Genomic DNA, 16471 nt, shown 5'->3' with positions numbered 1-16471 from the left:
GGATCTGCGCTCCGCTTCGCTGCGCTTGTCCGGGACGACAAAGACTACCTGTGCCCGAAGATCGCGCTCCCCACCCGCACATGGGTGGCGCCCAGCATGATGGCTGTCGCAAAATCCGCGCTCATGCCCATCGACAGGTTCTTCAATCCATTTCGCGCGGCGATCTTCGCGGTCAGCGCAAAATGCGCCGCCGGCGGCTCGTCCACCGGCGGGATGCACATCAGGCCGGAGATCGTCAGCCCATAGGTGTCGCGGCAGCTCGCGAGGAAGGCGTCGGCCTCGCCGGGGGCGATGCCCGCCTTCTGCGGCTCCTCGCCGGTGTTGATCTGGACGAACAGCTGCGGGTGCTTTTTCTGGGATTCGATTTCCTTGGCTAACGCTTGGCAAATGCTCGGGCGGTCAACCGAATGGATGGCGTCGAACAGCGCAACGGCCTCTTTCGCCTTGTTAGATTGCAGCGGCCCGATCAGGTGCAGCGCGATATCGAGGTAAACAGACGTTAACGCCGGCCACTTGCCCTTGGCCTCCTGCACGCGATTCTCGCCAAATACGCGCTGTCCGGCGTCGATGACCGGTGTAATTGCATCCGCGGCGAACGTCTTCGACACCGCGATCAGCGTCACCGAGGCGCGATCGCGCTGCGCATCCTTGCAGGCGCGTGCAATCTCGGCTTCGACCGCGGCGAGCGCGCTTGGTGAATCGCCGGTTACCGGCGCGTCGTTGTGTTCTGTCATGACGTCGATTGACCGTGAACGTACGGGAGGTAAGTCCAATTTTACCGAGTTCAAGAAAGAGTTTTTGAACCCTTCGCTTTACCTTGCCCGCGGGGTGGGCAGCGAAGATGGCAAACGTCAGTTTCAACCGCAAACGAGCGAAACTCAAGCAGGTTCTCGGGATCCGGGCGCGGCTCGCCTTGCTCGCGGTGATTCTGGTGACGCCCTTGATGTTCGAGCGCATCCGCTCGCTCGAAGACACGCGCGCCAAGCAGATCGCGCAGGCTGCGGCCGAATTCACCACCATTGCCAGGCACAGCGCCGATGCGCAGCGCGAGGTGATCTCGTCGGTCGAGACCATCCTGAAATCGGAAGCCTTCATCCGCGCCTCCGCCGGCGGCATCAGCAAGAGCTGCGACGTGCTGCGCGCGAGCCTACCGTCGAACCTTCCCTGGATCCGCACGCTCTTGATCGCCGGCCAGGACGGCCGCATCCAGTGCGCCACCAACAACATGTATGTCGGCCTCGACCTCAGTGACCGGCCCTACTTCCAGCAGGCGCAGGAAACCGGCCGCTTCGTGCTGAGCGACTTCATCCTGTCGCGGCCGGTGCCATCGCCGACCGTGATGGCCGTCTATCCGGTGTCCGCCTTCAGCGGCGTCACGGATGCCGTCGTGCTCGCCACCGTCAACCTCGACTGGATGTCGAAGGTCATGAGCAATCTCGGCGGCCGCGCCGGCATCACCGCGGTGCTGGTCGATAGCGCCGGCACGGTGCTGGCCGCGCCCGCCGACCAGCATAGCGCGGTCGGCCGCCCCCTCGACAACATGCCGCTGATGTCGGCGATCGCCGACAAGGCATTGCGGTCGGACCAGGACGAAGGCTCGCTGTCCTTTCTCGCCGCCGACGGCTCGCGCCGCGCGGTCAGCTACATCCGCATTGCCGGCACCAATGCCCGCCTGATCGCCAGCATCGACGAGGACAAGGTGTCCGCGGCGGTCAGCCGCGACATCCGCACCGCCTATCTTCAGCTCGCTTTCGTCGTGGTGTTCGTCCTACTCGGCGCGCTGATCGCGGCCGAGAAGCTGGTGATCAAGCCGATCGAGATGCTGGCCGACATGGCCAAGCGCCTCGGCGAAGGCGACCTCTCGGCGCGCGCCGCGCGCAACCGATTGCCCGCCGAGTTCGTGCCGCTGGCCCGCGCCTTCAACGCGATGGCGGCGCAGCTCAGCCAGCGCGAGCGCGAGCTGATCGCGAGCAACGACCGCCTGACCGTGATGGCCTCGATCGACATGCTGTCGGGCCTCGCCAACCGCCGCGGCTTTCAGAGCCGGCTCGATTTCGAATGGATGCGCGCGCAGCAATATGGCAGCGAGCTCGCGCTGCTGATGATCGACGTCGACCACTTCAAGCTCTTCAACGACACCTATGGCCATCTCGAAGGGGATTCCTGCCTGACCAGGCTCGGCGAATCGCTGTCCGGCATCGCCGCTGATACGATGGGATTTGCAGCCCGCTATGGTGGCGAGGAGTTCTGCCTGCTGTTGCCGAACACCGACGTGAACCGCGCCGTCGAGATCGGCGAGCAGGTGCGCGCGGCCGTGCTGAAGCTGTGCCTGCCGCACATCACCTCCAGCCACATGATCGTCACCGTCTCGATCGGCGTTGCCGCGACCAAGCCGAACGAGGCCTTGCGTCCCGGCGATCTCATCGAAGCCGCCGATGCCGCGCTCTACGCCGCAAAACACCGCGGCCGCAACAACGTCGTCGAGCACGGCGTGCAGGTGATCGACGCCGGCGGCGCACAGATGATGATAGCCGCCAGCGCCTAGCCGGCAGCGCCGGCGCGATCGAGCTCGATCTCCGTCACCACGCGATTGCGGCCGCCGCCCTTGGCGAGATAGAGCGCGCGGTCGCAGCGCTCGATCAGATCAGTGATCGCTTCGCCGGCCCGGTACTGCGCAACGCCAATCGACACGCTGATGCCGGGCAGGGTCTCGCCGGTCGAGCGGCGCGTGATCGTGCATTCGGCGATCGCGCGCCTGATGCGCTCGGCGAGCTCGGCACAGGTGGCGAGGTCGGCGTCCGGCAGCACCGCGATCAGCTCCTCGCCGCCATAGCGCGCCGGCAGATCCCGCGGGCGGACCTTTTCGCGCAACACTTTTGCCATCAGCCGCAGCACCTGGTCGCCGACGCCGTGACCAAAATTGTCGTTGAAGGTCTTGAAGTGATCGATGTCGAGCAGGAACACGCTGAGCGGCTCACCCCAATCCGCGGTCGCCTGCGCCTTGCGCAGGAATTCGTCGAGCGCGCGGCGGTTGGCGAGCCCCGTCAGCGTGTCGGTTCGGGCGCGCTCCTCGGACCGCGACAGCGAATCGCGGATCACGCCGAGCTCGCGGGTCTTTTCGGCAAAGCCGGCCTCGAGCCGCGTCGCCCTGGTCGCGGCCCGCGCCAGCTCGTTCATGAGCTGGGCGACCAGCACCTTCGGATCGACGCCGGCCTTGCCCTGGTCCGCAACTTCGCTGATCGCCTGCATCTGGGAATGATTGTCGGCGATCGCGGTCGTCAGAAACTCCTTCGCCGTACCCATCAGCGTATGCAGCCTCTCGGACGTGTCGGCGACGACGGCGCTCACCTGTGGCGCGACATAGGTCTCGAACAGATCCAGATTGGTCCTGCTGTCGAAAGGCCGGTTGTGGTCGATCAGGAGATCGATGGCGTTGCGCAGATCGTCATGGCTGCCCGCGAAATATTGGAACCAGACGGCAAAATTGATCGGCGTCGGCGGAATCTGCTGTTCGGCCATGGCCCGCATCGCCCGTCCGGCGATGGACGCGGCATAGTCGTAATCGGGATCGTCGAAGCTGGAATCCATCGCGGCATCTGGGTCTTAGCAGGCCGCAACCTCGCACCGAGCCCTTAATCACCCCCCAACGAGGGTTCAGTACTTATGCGGATGCCGCTGGCCAAAGTTCCAAATCGCGGCAACCCATTGACCCCCCGAGGACTTCTATGGCCTAGTCCGCCGTCTTTAGACGGCCGAATCCAAGAAAACCAACGATTCCATGACCTCCGAACGCTACAACGCCCGCGACGCCGAACCGCGCTGGCAACGCCAATGGGACGAACAAGCGATCTTCGTCTCGAAGAACGACGATTCGCGGCCGAAATACTACGTCCTCGAGATGTTCCCCTACCCGTCCGGACGCATCCATATCGGTCATGTCCGCAACTACACCCTCGGCGACGTGCTGGCCCGCTTCATGCGCGCCAGGGGCTACAACGTGCTGCACCCGATGGGCTGGGACGCGTTCGGCCTGCCGGCCGAGAACGCCGCCATCGAGCGCAAGGTCGCGCCGAAGTCCTGGACCTACGACAACATCGCCGCGATGAAGAAGCAGCTCCGCTCGATCGGGCTGTCGCTGGACTGGTCACGCGAATTCGCGACCTGCGACCCCAGCTACTACAAGCATCAGCAGAAGATGTTCTTGGACATGCTCGCCGCGGGCCTCGCCGAGCGTGAGAAGCGCAAGCTCAACTGGGATCCGGTCGATATGACCGTGCTCGCCAACGAGCAGGTGATCGACGGCCGCGGCTGGCGCTCGGGCGCAATTGTCGAGCAGCGCGAGATGAGCCAGTGGGTCTTCAAGATCACGAAGTACTCGCAGGAGCTTCTGTCGGCGCTGGACGGGCTCGATCGCTGGCCCGACAAGGTGCGGCTGATGCAGCGCAACTGGATCGGACGCTCCGAGGGCCTCTTGATCCGCTTCGCGCTGGATCAGGCGACGACACCTGCCGGCGAGAGCGAGCTGAAGATTTTCACGACGCGCCCCGACACGCTGTTCGGCGCGAAATTCATGGCGATCTCGTCGGATCATCCGCTGGCGCAGGCCGCTGCCGCGAAGAACCCGAAGCTTGCGGAATTCATCTCCGACATCAAGAAGATCGGCACCGCGCAATCGATCATCGACACCGCGGAGAAGCAGGGTTTTGACACCGGCATCCGCGCGGTGCACCCGTTCGATCCCTCCTGGAAGCTGCCGGTCTATGTCGCGAACTTCGTGCTGATGGAGTACGGCACCGGCGCGATCTTCGGCTGCCCGGCGCACGACCAGCGCGACCTGGACTTCGTCAACAAGTACAGTCTCGGCAACACGCCGGTCGTTTGCCCCGAGGGCCAGGACCCGAAATCATTCGTCATCACCGACACCGCCTATGACGGTGACGGCCGCATGATCAATTCGCGCTTCCTCGACGGCATGACCATCGATCAGGCCAAGGAAGAGGTGGCGAAGCGTCTGGAGAGCGAGCTGCGCGGCAATGCGCCGGTCGGCGAGCGCCAGGTCAATTTCCGCCTGCGCGACTGGGGCATTTCGCGCCAGCGCTATTGGGGCTGCCCGATTCCCGTCATCCATTGCCCGAAATGCGATGTGGTGCCGGTGCCGGACGACCAGTTGCCGGTGGTGCTGCCGGAGGATGTGAGCTTCGACAAGCCAGGCAACGCGCTCGACCATCATCCGACCTGGAAGCACGTCACCTGCCCGAAATGCGGCGGCAAGGCGCAACGCGAAACCGACACCATGGACACCTTCGTGGATTCGTCCTGGTACTTTGCGCGCTTCACCGATCCCTGGAACGAGAACGCGCCGACGACGCCTGCGGTCGCCAACCGGATGCTGCCGGTCGACCAGTATATCGGCGGCGTCGAGCACGCGATCCTGCATCTGCTCTACAGCCGCTTCTTCATCCGCGCGATGAAGGCGACCGGACACATCGCGCTGGACGAGCCGTTCGCGGGGATGTTCACGCAGGGCATGGTGGTGCACGAGACCTACCAGACGGCCGACGGCACCTATGTGCAGCCGGCCGAGGTGAAGATCGAGATCGGCGCTAATGGCAGGCGCGCGACGCTGCTGACATCAGGCGAAGACATCACAATCGGCCCGATCGAGAAGATGTCGAAGTCGAAGAAGAACACGGTCGATCCGGACGACATCATCGAAACCTACGGCGCCGACGTCGCCCGCTGGTTCATGCTGTCGGACTCCCCGCCCGACCGCGACGTGATCTGGAGCGACGAGCGCGTCCAGGGCGCCTCGCGCTTCGTGCAGCGGCTGTGGCGGCTGGTGAACGACTCCGTGGATCTCGGCAAGGCCGCGCCGGCGGATCGGCCGGCCTCCTTCGGCCCTGACGCGACCGCCTTGCGCAAGGCGGCCCATGGTGCGCTGGACAAGATCACCACCGGCATCGAACGGCTGCACTTCAACGTGTGCCTCGCCCATATCCGCGAGTTCACGAATGCGTTTTCGGAGGTGCTGCAGCGTCCCGGCCAGCCGGCCCCTGATTTGGCCTGGGCGATCCGGGAGGCGAGCCAGATCCTGGTCCAACTGTTCTCCCCGATGATGCCGCACCTGGCCGAGGAGTGCTGGCAGGTTCTGGGTCACTCCGGGCTGGTTTCAGAGGCCAATTGGCCGCAAATCGAACGCGATTTGCTGGTTGAAGACAGCGTGACCCTGGTGGTCCAGGTCAACGGCAAGAAGCGGGGCGAGGTCACAGTTGCAACAGCGGCCCAGAATCCGGAAATCGAGGCTGCCGTTTTGGCCCTCGATGCGGTAAAGCTGGCCCTGGACGGCAAGCCCGTCCGCAAGGTGATCATCGTCCCCAAGAGGATCGTGAATGTTGTCGGCTAGGATCCGTATCGCAGCCCGCTTGGTGGCGGTTGCCGCTCTGGCGGCGCTGACGGCCGGCTGCTTCCAGCCGATGTATGCCGAGCGTACCGACGGCACCCCCGGCCTGCGCGAAAAGCTGATGGGGGTCGAGCTTCCGCCGATCGCCAAGCCGAACGCCTCCCGCGAGGCCCGTGTCGGCGTCGAGGTCCGCAACGCCCTGGCCTTCAAGCTCTACGGCACCGCCACTGGCATGCCGCCGACCCACCGCCTCGACATCCGCTTCACTTCCAGCAAGTCGTCGCTGCTGGTCGATCCCAATACGGCCCTGCCGACCAGCGAAAACTACGGGATCGACGCCCAGTACAATCTGATCGAGGTCGCGACCGGCAAGTCGGTGATGACCGGCACCACGTTCTCGCGCGTGTCCTACGACATGCCGGGCTCTTATCAGCGCTTCGCCCGCAACCGCGCCGTGCGCGACGCCGAGGATCGCGCCGCCAACGAGATCGCCGAAAACATCACGACCCGGCTCGCCGCGTTCTTCACCGCGGGCACGTAAGTCACTCCCGTCATTCCGGGGCACGCGAAGCGTGAACCCGGAATCTCGATCCCCAACCTCTGGATTCCGGGTTCGCGCTTCGCGCGCCCCGGAATGACGATCTGGATCATGGTCGCGCTGCGCGGAAAAGAGATCGATGCCTTCCTCGCCCGCCCCGATGCGGGCCGTCCGATCATCCTGCTCTATGGACCTGACGCCGGGCTCGTGCGCGAGCGCGCCGATGCGCTGATCGCCTCCGCAGTCGATGATCCCAACGATCCCTTCTCGCTGGTCAAGCTCGACGGCGACGAGCTCTCGGCCGAGCCGTCGCGCCTCGTCGATGAAGCCATGACCGTGCCGCTGTTCGGCGGCCGCCGCGCCATCCGCATCCGCGCCGGCTCGCGCAGCTTTGCCAGCGGCGTCGACACGCTTGCGGACATGAGCGTCAAGGATTGCCGCATCGTGATCGAGGCCGGCGAGCTGCGCCCCGAGTCGCCGCTGCGCAAGGCCTGCGAGAAGGCCAAGACCGCGGTGGCGATCGGCTGCTATCCCGACACCGAGCGCGACCTCGCAAAACTGATGGAAGACGAGCTCCGCATCGCCAATCTGCGCATCACGCAGGATGCCCGCGCCGCGCTGATGTCCTTCCTCGGCGGCGACCGCCAGGCCTCGCGCAACGAGCTGCGCAAGCTCACGCTCTATGCTCATGGCAAGGGCGAGATCACGCTGGATGATGTGATGTCCGTGGTCGCCGATGCGTCCGAACTGAAGCTCGATCCGATAGTCGACGGCGCCTTCGCCGGCCGGCCCGATATCGTCGAGACCGAATTCGCAAAAGCCATAATCGCCGGCACCTATCCCGGCGTAATCATCTCGGCCGCGCAGCGCCAGGCGGCGTGGCTGCACAAATCCGCGCTCGCGATCGCCGACGGACAGCCTGCCTCCGCGGTGCTCGACGGCGGCTATCCGCGGCTGCATTTTTCGCGCAAGCCTATGGTCGAAACGGCACTGCGCAATTTCAGCGTGGCGCGGCTTACCGCCGTGATCGAGCAACTCGCGACCGCCGCGCTCGACACCCGCAAGCAATCGACCCTCGCCGCCGCCATCGCCCAGCGCACACTGATGGCGATTGCCGCGAACGCGAAGCGGCGGGGCTGAGGTCTCCACTCTTACTGCCGTCATTGCGAGCGCAGCGAAGCAATCCAGAGTCCCTCCGCGGGGAGATTCTGGATTGCTTCGTTGCGCTCGCAATGACGATGTGGAAACCGATGCGCCGCAATAACGCAGCGAAACGTCAGATCCGTCATCCTGAGGTGCGAGCCGCGTGGCGCAACGCGGCGCGCGGAGAGCCTCGAAGGATGAACGGCCCCGATGCAGCCGGGCCGTCGCCCTTCGAGGGCCGCTGAAGAAGCGGCCACCTCAGGGGGACGGTGATAGAGAGTGGGTACGTCTACAGCACGCCCTTGGCGAGCCGCTTCATCACCTCGTCGAGCTGATCGAGGTTGCGGTAGTTGATCTGGACCGAGCCGCCGGGGTCGCGATGGTTGACGGTGACCTTGAGACCGAGCGCGTCACTGACGCGCTTCTCCAGATCGATGGTGTCGGGGTCCTTTTCCTTGCCACCGGTCGAGCGCGCCTTCTGCGGCTTGCGCTCGGGCACGCCCTCTTCATGCGCGAGCGCCTCGGCCTGGCGGACGTTGAGACCTTCCTCGACGATGCGCTTGGCGGCCGCAAGCGGATCGGGCACACCGATCAGCGCGCGGGCATGGCCGGCGGTCAGATCGCCGCTGGTGATCAGGGCCTGCACCTCGGTCGGCAGTTTTGTCAGCCGCATCATGTTGGCGATGTGGCTGCGGCTCTTGCCGACGACCTTTGCGATGTCGTCCTGGCTGCGCTTGAACTCGTTGGCGAGCGCGTGATAGCCGAGCGCCTCTTCCATCGGGTTGAGATCTTCGCGCTGCACGTTCTCGACGATCGCGAATTCCAGCGCATCGCTGTCGCTGATGTCGACCGGGACGATCGGCACTTCATGCAGGCCCGCCATCTGCGAAGCGCGCCAGCGCCGCTCGCCGGCGATGATCTCGTAGCGGTCCTGCGCGCCCTTCACCGGCCGCACCACGATCGGCTGGATCACGCCGTGCTGCTTGATGGACTCGGAGAGCTCCTTCAGCTCGGTGTCCGAAAAGGTGCGGCGCGGGTTGCGCGGATTGGCCTTGAGGAATTCGATCGGTACCTTGCGCTGCGTGCGCGGACGGTCGACGTGCTGAGCCTCGCCGCCGACATCACCGATCAGACTCGCAAGACCCCGGCCCAATCGCGAACGCGCTTCGTCGGCCATTGCCAACTCCCTTGGATTCACGGTGCAGCACTCCAGAACTGAATTTCGAATCGTAGGGTGGGCAAAGCGAAGCGTGCCCACCGGTTGGTCATGTGCGGAAGATGGTGGGCACGGCGAAGACGCCTTTGCCCACCCTACGGCACCGTCAATGTGTGACGCGCAGCTCGCGCTCGCGCTGGATGACCTCGGTGGCGAGCCGCAAGTAAGCTTCGCTGCCGACGCATTTGAGATCGTAGACCAGCACCGGCTTGCCGTAGGACGGCGCCTCGGAGATGCGCACGTTGCGCGGGATCATGGTCTTGTAGACCTTCTCGCCCATGAACTGGCGGACGTCGGCGACGACCTGGTTCGAGAGATTGTTGCGCGAGTCGAACATGGTCAGCACGATGCCGTGGATCGACAGGCTCGGGTTGAGCGTCGAGCGCACCTGCTCCACCGTCTGCAGCAATTGCGACAGACCTTCGAGCGCAAAGAACTCGCACTGCAGCGGCACCAGGATCGCGTCGGATGCCGCCATCGCGTTGACCGTGAGCAGGTTGAGCGAGGGCGGACAGTCGATCAACACATAGGTGTAGTCGGCGTCCGGCGAGACATTGTTGTTGAGCGCGCCGATCGCATCACGCAGCTTGAAGGCGCGGCCGGGCGTGGTGCCGAGCTCGAGCTCGAGGCCGGAGAGATCCATGGTCGAGGGCGCGATGTGCAGCCGCGGCACCGCGGTCGAGACCACCGCTTCACGCAAGCTCGCTTCGCCGATCAGCACGTCATAGGTCGAGCAGCTTCGGTTGCGGCGGTCGATGCCGAGGCCGGTCGAGGCGTTGCCCTGCGGATCGAGATCGACGATCAGGACACGCTCGCCAATCGCAGCGAGTGCCGTGCCGAGATTGATCGCTGTGGTTGTTTTTCCCACCCCGCCCTTCTGATTCGCCAGCGCCAGGATGCGCGGGTGGCCCTGCGGGACTTCTGTGGTCTGTTCTTGCTGCGGCTCGTCAATCACGGTCATCGCAAATTCCCCACTCAACCCCTGAACGTTTCACCCGCGTCGTTCAACCGAAGTCAGCTCGACGATCCAGCCGTCCCCAGTCCGGCTTTGGTAGAGTCGCGGCTGAATATTCCAATATTTAGCGGCTTCGGTCAATTCAGCCTCTACATCTTGACCCTTGAGAAATAGCGCCTTTGCGCCCTGGCGCATCAGCGGCTCCGCAAAGCCGATGAGTTGATGTAGCGGAGCCAGCGCACGCGCGGTGACGCAATCGACGGGGCCAGTGATTCTATCCACATTATCCCCGATCTCAGCGAGATGTACGACCCCCGGAGATGCGGTGACGCGAATTGCTTCACGCAAAAACGCGGCCTTCTTGGCGATTCGCTCGACGAGATGGACGCTCGTGCCCGGCGTCCCCGCCATGGCGCAGGCGAGCACCACGCCTGGAAAGCCGCCGCCGCTGCCGAGATCGGCCCAGCGCCTTGCGGTCGGCGCGAGATCGACCAGTTGAAGCGAATCGGCGATGTGCCGCGTCCAGAGGTTCGGCAGGGTCGAGGGCGCGACCAGATTGGTCTTGGCCTGCCATTCGCGCAGCAGCGCGATGTAGCGATCGAGCCGGTCCTCGGTTTCACGTGAAACGGAAGCGACCTTCAGCGCGGCAATCTTGTCGGCGGCGATGACGGCGTCGAGCGATTGATCGTTCGCGCTGGCCTTGTCGATCTTCGGTTTGGCCTGCGCCGAGTCGGATCGGCGAGCGGCGCCCTCACCCGCTCCGGGTCGTCGGGATAGCGGTCTGTCCCCGCCCGGTCCGCGCTGTTTCACGTGAAACGCCTATACGATTGGCTTATGCGATTGCCTTGGAGGTTTTCCGCGCTTCGCGGCGGAGATAGGCCGCGAGGATGCCGAGCGCCGCCGGCGTCATGCCGTCGATCCGGCCGGCCTGGCCGACCGTGAACGGGCGGGCTTTCTCCAGCTTGGCGCGGACCTCATTGGAGAGACCCGGGACCAGCTTGTAGTCGACATCCGAGAGCACCATGCCCTCGTCGCGGCGGAAGGCCTCGACGTCGGCACTCTGGCGCTCGAGGTAGACGTCGTACTTGGCGTCGATCTCGAGATGGGTGGCGATGACGGGATCGATCGCGGACAGCTCGGGCCAGATCGATCGGACCTGGCTCCAGCCGATCTCCGGATAGGCCATCAGCTCGAAGGCCGAACGGCGCTGGCCGTCCCGGTTTAGGGACAGTCCATGCTTGATCGCCTCGTTCGGAGTGATCGTGAGCGACTTCGAGAGGGTCCGGGCGGCGTTCAGAGCGTCCATCTTGGCGCGGTGATGCTGGGTCCGGGCACTCCCGACGCAGCCGAGAGCGATCCCCTTTTCGGTCAGGCGCTGGTCGGCATTGTCAGCCCGCAGCGTCAGCCGGTATTCGGCGCGCGAGGTGAACATCCGATAAGGCTCGGTGATCCCGCGGGTGACGAGGTCGTCGATCATCACGCCGAGATAGCCGTCGGCGCGGTCGAACACAGTCAGCGCCGCGCCACTGGCGGCGAGCGCGGCGTTCAGGCCGGCCACGATGCCCTGCCCGGCGGCTTCCTCGTATCCAGTAGTGCCGTTGATCTGCCCGGCCAGGAACAGGCCACGCAGACGCTTGGTCTGGAGGGTCGGATCGAGCTCGCGGGGATCGATATGGTCGTATTCGATGGCATAGCCCGGCCGGACCATCTTGACCCGCTCGAGGCCGGGGATACTGGCGAGGATCGCGAGCTGGACCTCCTCCGGCAGCGAGGTCGAGATGCCGTTGGGATAAACGGTGCTGTCATCGAGCCCTTCCGGCTCCAGGAAGATCTGGTGGCCATCGCGGTCACCGAAGCGGACGATCTTGTCCTCGATCGAGGGGCAATAGCGGGGACCGGAGCTCTTGATCTGGCCGGAGTACATCGGGGAACGATGGACGTTCGCCCGGATCACCTCATGGGTCGTGGCCGTGGTCCGGGTGATGCCGCACTGGATCTGCGGGGTCGTGATCCGCTCCGTCATCACCGAAAACGGCTCCGGCGGCTCGTCTCCCGGCTGCATCTCGACCGCAGACCAGTCGATCGTGGTGCCGTCCAGGCGCGGCGGGGTGCCGGTCTTGAGCCGTCCCAGGGTGAAGCCGGCGCGTTCAAAGGAGGTCGAAAGACCCATCGCCGGGGCCTCACCGACTCGACCGGCTGGCCAGTTTTGCTCACCGAGATGGATCAGACCGCGCAGGAAGGTGCCGGTCGTGACCACAACAGCCCCTGCCCGAAGCTCCCGGCCATCTGCCAGGCGCAGCCCGGTCACCCGGCCGTCGACCACGATCAGCTCGTCGGCCTCACCTTCGATGACCGAAAGACTCACGGTCTCCCGGATCGCGGCCTGCATCGCGGCGGCGTAGAGCTTCCGATCCGCCTGGGCCCGAGGACCACGCACAGCGGGACCCTTCCGGCGGTTGAGGACGCGAAACTGGATACCACCGGCGTCGCCGACGCGGCCCATCAGGCCGTCGAGGGCATCGACTTCACGGACGAGATGGCCTTTGCCGAGACCGCCAATGGCGGGATTGCAGGACATCGCACCGACGGTGGCGAAACGGTGCGTCACCAGAGCGGTCGTTGCGCCCATCCGCGCAGACGCGGCCGCAGCCTCACAGCCGGCGTGGCCGCCGCCAATCACGATGACGTCGAAGCTCTCTCGCTCTGTTCGCATGGGCCGACTTCTAGCTCAGAGGTGTGAAAGCCGGAAGTAGAAACTGGGTGTGCGAGTGTTTCACGTGAAACGGACGGCGGGGGCGAGAGCGATTTCTTGGAAACAACCCCATGCACAGTAGGCGGGCGCTGAGCGGACTGCTGTTTCACGTGAAACAAGCTGGTCCGACGACGCGACAGGGTGGCGACAGAGCTAACACCGCGACACCGGGGCGCAGGCGTGGGAGAGCGAGGTTGACACTAAGCCCGTCATTGCGAGCGTAGCGAAGCAATCCATAATGCCTCCGCGGAAGCAGCCTGGATTGCTTCGTCGCAAGAGCTCCTCGCCATTGACCAGCCGGCACCGTTCCCGCGGCGAAGTCGACGGGCGCGTTGGGACCCACTACTCTCTCGGTAGCGATTGCCGCCGCGTTTCTCGTGAAACCTGGTCGAGCCAATCGGCTCGTTGTTCCACGTGAAATACAAACAATGGAACAAGCACTAGTTCTAGAATGAAGAACTAGCGCTACTTTCCGATGCAGAATTTCTGGAAAATGGCCCCAAGGACGTCCTCGACGTCCACCCGGCCCAAAAGCCGGCCCAGGGCGTAAGCCGCGGAACGAAGCTCTTCAGCGGCGAGCTCCTCGCCCTCTTCTACAAGGTCCAGACTCCGGCGCAAGCTATCTCGCGCCTGGCCCAGCAGCTCGCGCTGGCGCGCCCGGGTCACCAACGCGCCCTCGCTGGTTCCGAAAAACTCGGCGGCGAATTTTATGAGCGCGTCGACCAGGGCCGGGATGCCATCCCCCCGGCTTGCCGAAATGGCGAACTCTCCCGGCGACCGGGCTTCGAACCCGAGATCAATCTTGTTGCGCACGATCCAGACCGGGCCGCCTGACTGATGATCGTCTCCGGATTTCCGAAGCGACCGCATCGCATCCGGATCGACGACTTGCTCAGCCTCCACCAGCCACAGCACGAGGTCGGCGTCTTCCGCGCGCGCCCGCGCCCGGCGCACGCCCTCCTGCTCGACCGGATCATCGGTCTCGCGAATACCAGCGGTGTCGATGACCGTGACCGGATAACCGTCGAGGTCGAGCTGCACCTCGATCACGTCACGCGTCGTGCCGGCATGCGGCGAGACGATCGCGACCTCGCGGCGCGCGAGCTGGTTCATCAGCGTCGACTTGCCGACATTCGGCTCGCCGGCGATCGCAACCACGATGCCCTCGCGCAGGCGTTCAGAACGTCCCTGTGCCGCAAGGACTTTTGCAATCTCATCATGCAGCGCCCCGATCGCGTGCACCGCCGGCGCCATCAGCTCGGCCGGCACATCACCCTCGTCGGAAAAATCGATGCCGGCCTCGATCAGCGCCGACGCCTCGATGATCCGCTCGCGCCAGTCGCGCGCGCGATTGCCGAGCAGGCCTTCAAGCTGACGCAGCGCCTGACGCCGCTGACGGTCGGTGTCGGCATGAATGAGGTCGTCGAGGCCTTCGGCCTCGGTGAGATCGAGCTTGCCGTTCTCGAACGCGCGCCGCGTGAACTCACCCGGCTCGGCCGCACGCGAATTCGGAATGAGCGAAATAGCGGCGAAGAGTGCGACGAGCACTGCGCGGCCGCCATGGACATGGAATTCGGCGACGTCCTCGCCGGTCGCGCTGCCTGGCCCCGGGAACCAGAGCACCACCGCGTCGTCGATCGGCTCGCCCGCGCCATCTCGCAGCAGTCGCCGGCTGGCTTGCCTCGGCGCCGGCAGCCTGCCCGCGAGCGCCGTCAGGACTGCGCTGGCTTGCGGACCCGAGACGCGCACCACCGCGATCGCACTCGGTGCGCGGCCGGACGACAGCGCAAAGATGGTCTGGTCTCGCAGATGCATGGCCTATTTGTCCGGCTGGCGGGGAAAAGGCAAACGCAGCTTTCCAAGCAGCCTCAGTCGTCGATTTTGCTGCGGCTCCGCGCGCAGCAAAATCTGTATTGCAATGCAGCAAACCACACCGCCTTTACTGCAATACCTTGCTCCCGCGCACAACTCATCAGCGATAAAAGTCAAGCATTCTGCTTGTATATCAATAAGTTACTAAACCCGATAGTTTCGATCGTACTCACCGGCCATGCTGCACTTTTTGCGCAGCAAGACCGCACAAACAAAAAGGGCGCCCGAAGGCGCCCTCTGATCTTTTGCTGCACCGCACTCAGGTATTCATGGAGTCGAAGAACTCCGAATTGCTCTTGGTTGAGCGCAGCTTGTCGAGCAGGAAGTCGATCGCGTCCATCGTGCCCATCGGATTGAGGATGCGGCGGAGGACGTACATCTTCTTGAGCACCTGCGGATCGGTGATGAGCTCCTCCTTGCGGGTGCCGGAGCGCGAGATGTCGATCGCCGGGAAGGTGCGCTTGTCCGAGACCTTGCGGTCCAGGATCAGTTCCGAGTTACCGGTGCCCTTGAACTCTTCGAAGATGACTTCGTCCATGCGGCTGCCGGTATCGACCAGCGCGGTCGCAATGATGGTCAGCGAGCCGCCCTCCTCGATGTTGCGGGCGGCACCGAAGAAGCGCTTCGGACGCTGCAGCGCGTTGGCGTCGACGCCGCCGGTCAGCACCTTGCCGGATGACGGCACCACGGTGTTGTAGGCACGGCCGAGGCGCGTGATCGAATCGAGCAGGATCACGACGTCGCGGCCATGCTCGACCAGGCGCTTTGCTTTCTCGATCACCATCTCGGCGACCTGGACGTGACGCACCGCCGGCTCGTCGAAGGTCGACGACACGACCTCGCCCTTCACCGAACGCTGCATGTCCGTGACTTCTTCCGGACGCTCGTCGATCAAGAGCACGATCAGATAGCATTCGGGATGATTGTGCGTGATCGAGTGCGCGATGTTCTGCATCAGCACGGTTTTACCGGTGCGCGGCGGCGCCACGATCAGTGCGCGCTGGCCCTTGCCGATTGGGGCCACGATGTCGATCACACGTGCAGACAGGTCTTTCCGCGTCGGATCGTCGATCTCCATGCGGAAACGCTGATTCGGAAACAGCGGGGTGAGATTATCGAAATTGACCTTGTGCTTGGCCTTTTCCGGGTCCTCGAAATTGAGCGTGTTGACCTTCAGCAACGCGAAGTAACGCTCGCCCTCTTTCGGGCTGCGGATGTGGCCTTCGATGGTGTCACCCGTGCGCAGGCCGAAACGGCGGATCTGCGAGGGCGAAACGTAGATGTCGTCAGGGCCCGGCAGATAATTCGCGTCGGGCGAACGGAGGAAGCCGAAGCCGTCGGAAAGAACCTCGACGACGCCTTCGCCGACGATATCGGTCTCGGCGAGCGAAAGCTGCTTGAGGATGGCGAAGAGCAGCTCCTGCTTGCGCATGGTGCTGGCGTTCTCGACCCCATTCTCTTCCGCGAACGAGACGAGCTCGGCCGGCGTCTTCGACTTGAGGTCCTGGAGTTTAATTTCCCGCATTGGGGTGGTCCTGTGGGGTAACCTGGGGAGAGGGGGTGCGAGGAGGCTCTGAAATGCGGACGTGAGAAGG

12 protein-coding genes are annotated in these 16471 nt (G+C 64.5%); 4 read left to right on the top strand and 8 right to left on the bottom strand.

Annotated elements, in window-relative coordinates:
• Positions 1-44: 44 nt before the first annotated feature.
• Positions 45-734: a YggS family pyridoxal phosphate-dependent enzyme gene (locus WN72_RS01105; RefSeq protein ID WP_092211609.1), complete on the bottom strand. Its 690-nt coding sequence runs from the start codon at positions 732-734 to the stop codon at positions 45-47.
• Between the two features lie 107 nt (positions 735-841).
• Between WN72_RS01105 and WN72_RS01100 the strand changes: the two genes are divergently transcribed.
• Positions 842-2545 (top strand): sensor domain-containing diguanylate cyclase, encoded by a 1704-nt coding sequence (locus tag WN72_RS01100; protein WP_027561697.1) that lies wholly within the window; start codon positions 842-844, stop codon positions 2543-2545.
• Here the strand turns inward: WN72_RS01100 and WN72_RS01095 are convergent.
• Complete coding sequence (locus tag WN72_RS01095; protein ID WP_194482971.1) at positions 2542-3588, bottom strand: GGDEF domain-containing protein; 1047 nt, start codon at positions 3586-3588, stop codon at positions 2542-2544. The two genes, WN72_RS01100 and WN72_RS01095, sit on opposite strands and share 4 nt — an antisense overlap.
• Positions 3589-3778: 190 nt before the next feature.
• On the opposite strand from WN72_RS01095, the gene leuS reads away from it, so the two are divergent.
• The 3 genes from leuS to holA all read left to right on the top strand — a co-directional run bounded on the left by leuS (position 3779) and on the right by holA (position 8078).
• Positions 3779-6403, top strand: a complete 2625-nt coding sequence (gene leuS / locus WN72_RS01090; protein WP_092211611.1) for a leucine--tRNA ligase — start codon at positions 3779-3781, stop codon at positions 6401-6403.
• Positions 6390-6941, top strand: coding sequence for an LPS assembly lipoprotein LptE (gene lptE / locus WN72_RS01085; RefSeq protein ID WP_027561694.1), 552 nt, complete (start codon positions 6390-6392; stop codon positions 6939-6941). Before leuS ends, lptE begins: the two co-directional genes overlap by 14 nt.
• Positions 6942-7049: 108 nt before the next feature.
• Entirely contained in the window at positions 7050-8078 is a 1029-nt protein-coding gene (holA, locus tag WN72_RS01080) for a DNA polymerase III subunit delta (RefSeq protein WP_092212355.1), read from the top strand.
• Between the two features lie 292 nt (positions 8079-8370).
• Here the strand turns inward: holA and WN72_RS01075 are convergent, their stop codons facing one another.
• The 6 genes from WN72_RS01075 to rho all read right to left on the bottom strand — a co-directional run bounded on the left by WN72_RS01075 (position 8371) and on the right by rho (position 16401).
• Positions 8371-9258, bottom strand: coding sequence for a ParB/RepB/Spo0J family partition protein (locus WN72_RS01075; RefSeq protein WP_167380553.1), 888 nt, complete (start codon positions 9256-9258; stop codon positions 8371-8373).
• Positions 9259-9403: 145 nt separating this feature from the next.
• A complete protein-coding gene (locus WN72_RS01070) occupies positions 9404-10258 on the bottom strand; it encodes a ParA family protein (protein ID WP_092211616.1) in 855 nt (284 codons plus the stop codon).
• Between the two features lie 30 nt (positions 10259-10288).
• Positions 10289-11062 (bottom strand): 16S rRNA (guanine(527)-N(7))-methyltransferase RsmG, encoded by a 774-nt coding sequence (rsmG, locus tag WN72_RS01065; RefSeq protein WP_092211618.1) that lies wholly within the window; start codon positions 11060-11062, stop codon positions 10289-10291.
• A gap of 22 nt (positions 11063-11084) precedes the next feature.
• Positions 11085-12965: a tRNA uridine-5-carboxymethylaminomethyl(34) synthesis enzyme MnmG gene (gene mnmG, locus WN72_RS01060; RefSeq protein WP_092211620.1), complete on the bottom strand. Its 1881-nt coding sequence runs from the start codon at positions 12963-12965 to the stop codon at positions 11085-11087.
• A 504-nt stretch (positions 12966-13469) separates the two neighbouring features.
• The gene (gene mnmE / locus WN72_RS01055) at positions 13470-14819 is read right to left on the bottom strand and encodes a tRNA uridine-5-carboxymethylaminomethyl(34) synthesis GTPase MnmE (RefSeq protein WP_092211622.1); all 1350 of its coding nucleotides are present in this window, start codon (positions 14817-14819) and stop codon (positions 13470-13472) included.
• Positions 14820-15135: 316 nt separating this feature from the next.
• A complete protein-coding gene (gene rho, locus WN72_RS01050; protein WP_011083462.1) occupies positions 15136-16401 on the bottom strand; it encodes a transcription termination factor Rho in 1266 nt (421 codons plus the stop codon).
• Positions 16402-16471: the final 70 nt, after the last annotated feature.

Source organism: Bradyrhizobium arachidis (genome assembly GCF_015291705.1).
Lineage (GTDB): Bacteria > Pseudomonadota > Alphaproteobacteria > Rhizobiales > Xanthobacteraceae > Bradyrhizobium > Bradyrhizobium arachidis.
This window is presented reverse-complemented; position numbering and strand designations above follow the sequence as displayed.

What these genes read in the sequence shown, in the direction of transcription:
- WN72_RS01095 (WP_194482971.1), bottom strand. Translation starts at nt 3,588, where the DNA reads ATGGATTCCAGCTTCGACGATCCCGATTACGACTATGCCGCGTCCATC.
- WN72_RS01100 (WP_027561697.1), top strand. Translation starts at nt 842, where the DNA reads ATGGCAAACGTCAGTTTCAACCGCAAACGAGCGAAACTCAAGCAGGTT.
- WN72_RS01070 (WP_092211616.1), bottom strand. Translation starts at nt 10,258, where the DNA reads ATGACCGTGATTGACGAGCCGCAGCAAGAACAGACCACAGAAGTCCCG.
- WN72_RS01075 (WP_167380553.1), bottom strand. Translation starts at nt 9,258, where the DNA reads ATGGCCGACGAAGCGCGTTCGCGATTGGGCCGGGGTCTTGCGAGTCTG.
- lptE (WP_027561694.1), top strand. Translation starts at nt 6,390, where the DNA reads ATGTTGTCGGCTAGGATCCGTATCGCAGCCCGCTTGGTGGCGGTTGCC.
- leuS (WP_092211611.1), top strand. Translation starts at nt 3,779, where the DNA reads ATGACCTCCGAACGCTACAACGCCCGCGACGCCGAACCGCGCTGGCAA.
- holA (WP_092212355.1), top strand. Translation starts at nt 7,050, where the DNA reads ATGGTCGCGCTGCGCGGAAAAGAGATCGATGCCTTCCTCGCCCGCCCC.
- mnmG (WP_092211620.1), bottom strand. Translation starts at nt 12,965, where the DNA reads ATGCGAACAGAGCGAGAGAGCTTCGACGTCATCGTGATTGGCGGCGGC.
- mnmE (WP_092211622.1), bottom strand. Translation starts at nt 14,819, where the DNA reads ATGCATCTGCGAGACCAGACCATCTTTGCGCTGTCGTCCGGCCGCGCA.
- rho (WP_011083462.1), bottom strand. Translation starts at nt 16,401, where the DNA reads ATGCGGGAAATTAAACTCCAGGACCTCAAGTCGAAGACGCCGGCCGAG.
- WN72_RS01105 (WP_092211609.1), bottom strand. Translation starts at nt 734, where the DNA reads ATGACAGAACACAACGACGCGCCGGTAACCGGCGATTCACCAAGCGCG.